The 3,881-nt window shown below is 72.9% G+C and carries 4 protein-coding genes; 3 read left to right on the forward strand and 1 reads right to left on the reverse strand.

Annotation, left to right across the window (positions count from 1 at the left end):
• Positions 1-146, forward strand: a 146-nt coding sequence (locus Q7T15_RS01770) for an integrase core domain-containing protein (protein ID WP_304692678.1), incomplete at its 5' end; no start/stop codon positions are given.
• Here Q7T15_RS01770 and Q7T15_RS01775 read toward each other — a convergent pair.
• Positions 143-745, reverse strand: a complete 603-nt coding sequence (locus Q7T15_RS01775; RefSeq protein WP_304692672.1) for a TetR/AcrR family transcriptional regulator — start codon at positions 743-745, stop codon at positions 143-145. The two genes, Q7T15_RS01770 and Q7T15_RS01775, sit on opposite strands and share 4 nt — an antisense overlap.
• Before the next feature lie 123 nt (positions 746-868).
• On the opposite strand from Q7T15_RS01775, the gene Q7T15_RS01780 reads away from it, so the two are divergent.
• Positions 869-2,449 (forward strand): carboxyl transferase domain-containing protein, encoded by a 1,581-nt coding sequence (locus tag Q7T15_RS01780; RefSeq protein WP_304692674.1) that lies wholly within the window; start codon positions 869-871, stop codon positions 2,447-2,449.
• 8 nt (positions 2,450-2,457) lie between these two features.
• Positions 2,458-3,881: acetyl/propionyl/methylcrotonyl-CoA carboxylase subunit alpha (locus Q7T15_RS01785; RefSeq protein ID WP_304692676.1), on the forward strand; the 1,424-nt coding region annotated here is incomplete at its 3' end.

Genomic DNA, 3,881 nt, shown 5'->3' on the forward strand with positions numbered 1-3,881 from the left:
CCCGGCACTACCGATCCGAGGCCGCGCGACGGGCCGCGCTGCCTGCCTGGTTGCACTTCTACAATCAGCACCGGCCCCACACTGCGATCGGAAAGCTTCCGCCCGCCAGCCGCCTCTCAAACAACCTGCCTGGGCACTACAGCTAGGCGGTCAGCGCCGCCAGGGCCATGCTCTCGAGGATGCTCCGCGCCGCCCGCGCCCCGACGCGCGAGCTGTGCGGAGTCGAGTTGATGAGCCCGAAGCACGCGTGCGCGCGGGTGCGCAGCGCGGGCCGCGCATCCGCGGGACGCAGCCGCGCGAGCACGTCGACCCACAGCTCGACGTACTCGCGCTGCAGCGCGCGCACCGTGTGCCGGTCGTCGTCGGCGAGCGAGTCGAGGTCGTGGTCCTGCACGCGGATGATGTCGGCGTTGCCGAGCGCGAAGTCGACGTGGAAGGCGACGAGGCCCTCGAGCGCCGCGCGGTCAGACGCGGCGCCCGCCACGACCGCCCGCCCGCCCGCGAGCAGCCCTTCGCTCGCCCCGACGAGGATCGCCGCGAGCACCGCCTGCTTGCTCGCGAAGTGCTTGTAGACGGCGGGCCCGCTCACCCCGGCCGCAGCGCCGAGGTCGTCGAGCGAGACGCGGGGGAACCCGCGCTCGGCGAAGAGCTGCGCCGCCGCCGTCAGCAGGGCCGCACGGCGCTCGGCCTTCGCGCGGTCACGTGCGGTCGCGGCATCGGCGGGAGCATCCGTCGCAGAGGACATTCCGTCAGTGTAGACATTCCGGTTAGCGATGACTAACCTGAATCGGTGAGCGGTGACTAACCGAAGCCGCTCGCATCCGCACCGCACCGGGGCCACGAGCCGCCGACGAGAGGGGAGCGGTCGATGACGACCGGTACCGCGACCAGCAGCACGAACGCCGCCGCGATGCGCGCCCTCGTCGACGACCTGCAGCAGCGCCTCGCCACCGCGGCCCTCGGTGGCCCCGAGCGCAGCCGCGAGCGGCACGTCGCGCGTGGCAAGCTCCTCCCGCGCGAGCGCATCGACGCCCTCCTCGACGACGGCAGCCCCTTCCTCGAGCTCGCCCCGCTCGCGGCGACGGGGCTCTACGACGACGAGGCGCCCGCCGCGGGCGTCATCGCGGGCATCGGCCTCGTGCACGGCCGCCACGTGCTCGTCATCAGCAACGACGCGACCGTCAAGGGCGGCACGTACTTCCCGATGACGGTGAAGAAGCACCTGCGGGCGCAGGAGGTCGCGCTCGAGAACCGCCTGCCGTGCGTGTACCTCGTCGACTCGGGCGGCGCGTTCCTGCCGCTGCAGGCCGAGGTCTTCCCCGACCGCGACCACTTCGGGCGCATCTTCTTCAACCAGGCGCGGATGTCCGCGGCCGGCATCCCGCAGATCGCCTCCGTCATGGGTTCGTGCACGGCCGGCGGCGCGTACGTGCCCGCGATGAGCGACGAGACCGTCATCGTGCGGAATCAGGGCACGATCTTCCTCGGCGGGCCGCCGCTCGTGAAGGCCGCGATCGGCGAGGTCGTGAGCGCGGAGGAGCTCGGCGGCGGCGACACCCACGCGCGCGTCTCGGGTGTCGTCGACCATCTCGCGGACGACGACCGGCACGCCCTCGAGATCGTGCGCGGCATCATCGCGACCGTGCCGCCGCCCACCGCTCCCGCGTGGGAGGTCGGCGAGAGCATCCCGCCCGCGGTCGACGAGAGCACGCTCTACGACGTCATCCCGCCCGACGTGCAGTCGCCGTACGACGTGCGCGAGGTCATCGCGCGGCTCGTCGACGGCGGCGGGAGCTGGCACGAGTTCAAGCGCGAGTACGGCGAGACCCTGGTGACGGGCTTCGCGCGGATCCACGGCCACCCGGTCGGCATCGTCGCCAACAACGGCGTGCTGTTCAGCGAGTCGGCGGCGAAGGGCGCGCACTTCATCGAGCTGTGCGACCAGCGCGGTGTGCCCCTGCTGTTCCTGCAGAACATCTCGGGCTTCATGGTCGGCCGCGACGCCGAGGCGGGCGGCATCGCCAAGCACGGCGCGAAGATGGTCACGGCGGTCGCGACGACGCGCGTGCCGAAGCTCACGGTCGTCATCGGCGGCTCGTTCGGCGCCGGCAACTACTCGATGTGCGGCCGCGCCTACTCGCCGCGCTTCCTCTGGATGTGGCCCAACGCCCGCATCTCGGTCATGGGCGGCAACCAGGCCGCGGCCGTGCTCGGCACGGTGCGCCGCGACCAGCTCGGCGACGCGTGGAGCGCCGAGGAGCAGGAGGAGTTCGAGCGCCCCATCCGCGAGCTCTACGAGGAGCAGGGCAGCCCCTACTTCTCGACCGGCCGACTGTGGGACGACGGCATCATCGACCCCGCCGACACCCGCACCGTGCTCGGCCTCGCCCTCGACGTCTGCAGCCGCGCTCCGCTGCCAGACCCGGCCTTCGGCCTCTTCCGGATGTGAGCGTCGCCATGCCGACCCTGCCCCGCCCCTTCGCCTCCGTCCTCGTCGCGAATCGCGGCGAGATCGCGTGCCGCATCATCCGCACGCTGCGCGAGCTGGGCATCCGCTCGATCGCGGTCTACAGCGACGCCGACGCGGATGCCCGCCACGTCGCCCTCGCGGATCTCGCCCTCCGGATCGGCCCGGCCTCCGCCGCCGAGAGCTACTTGAACGTCGCGGCCATCGTCGACGCCGCCCGCCGCAGCGGTGCCGAGGCGATCCACCCGGGCTACGGGTTCCTCAGCGAGAACGCCGAGCTCGCGGCCGCGTGCGCCGAGGCCGGCATCGTCTTCGTCGGGCCGAGCCCGCGCGCGCTCGAGGTCATGGGCGACAAGATCCGCGCGAAGGCGCACGTCGCCGAGCGCGGCGTGCCCATCATCCCCGGATTCGGGGAGGCGGGGACGGGCGACGCCGAGCTCATCGCCGCGGCCGACCGCATCGGCTTCCCGCTCATCATCAAGCCCTCGGCGGGCGGCGGCGGCAAGGGCATGACGGTCGTCCACGACGCGGATGCTCTGCCCGAGGCCCTCGCGGGTGCTCGCCGCGTCGCGCTCAAGGCCTTCGGCGACGACACGCTCCTGCTCGAGCGCTTCATCGCCGCGCCGCGCCACATCGAGGTGCAGGTGCTCGCCGACACGCACGGCACGACCGTGCACCTGGGCGAGCGCGAGTGCTCGCTGCAGCGCCGCCACCAGAAGATCATCGAGGAGGCGCCCTCGCCCCTGCTCGACGAGGCGACGCGCGCCGCGATCGGCGAGGCCGCGTGCGAGGTCGCCCGCAGCGTCGACTACGCGGGAGCCGGCACGGTCGAGTTCCTCGTCTCCGACGCCCGCCCCGACGAGTTCTTCTTCATGGAGATGAACACGCGCCTGCAGGTCGAGCACCCCGTCACCGAGCTCGTAACGGGCGTCGATCTCGTCGAGCAGCAGCTGCGCATCGCCGCGGGCCAACGGCTCGACCTGCCGCCGCTCGCGCTCGACGGCCACGCGATCGAGGCGCGCCTCTACGCGGAGGACCCCGCGGCGGGGTTCCTGCCCTCGACCGGGACGGTGCGGGGGCTTCTTGAGGCGAGTGGGCCGGGCGTGCGCGTCGACTCGGCGCTCGTCGAGGGCCTCGTCGTCGGCGCCCACTACGACCCCATGCTCGCCAAGGTCATCGCTCACGGCCCCGACCGCGCGACGGCGCTCGCCCGCCTCGACGCCGCCCTCGCCGCCACGCGGGTTCTCGGCCTGCGCACCAACCGCGCCTACCTTCGCCAGGTGCTCGCCGACCCCGATGTGCAGGCGGGCCGCCTCGAGACGTCGCTCATCGAGCGCATCGTGCCCGCTGCGCCGTCGTTCGACCCTGAGTCATCGGTGACGGATGCCGCGGCCGTCGCGGCCGCGGCCCTGCT

Source organism: Microcella sp. (assembly GCF_030645145.1).
In the GTDB taxonomy this organism is placed as follows: Bacteria; Actinomycetota; Actinomycetes; order Actinomycetales; family Microbacteriaceae; genus Microcella.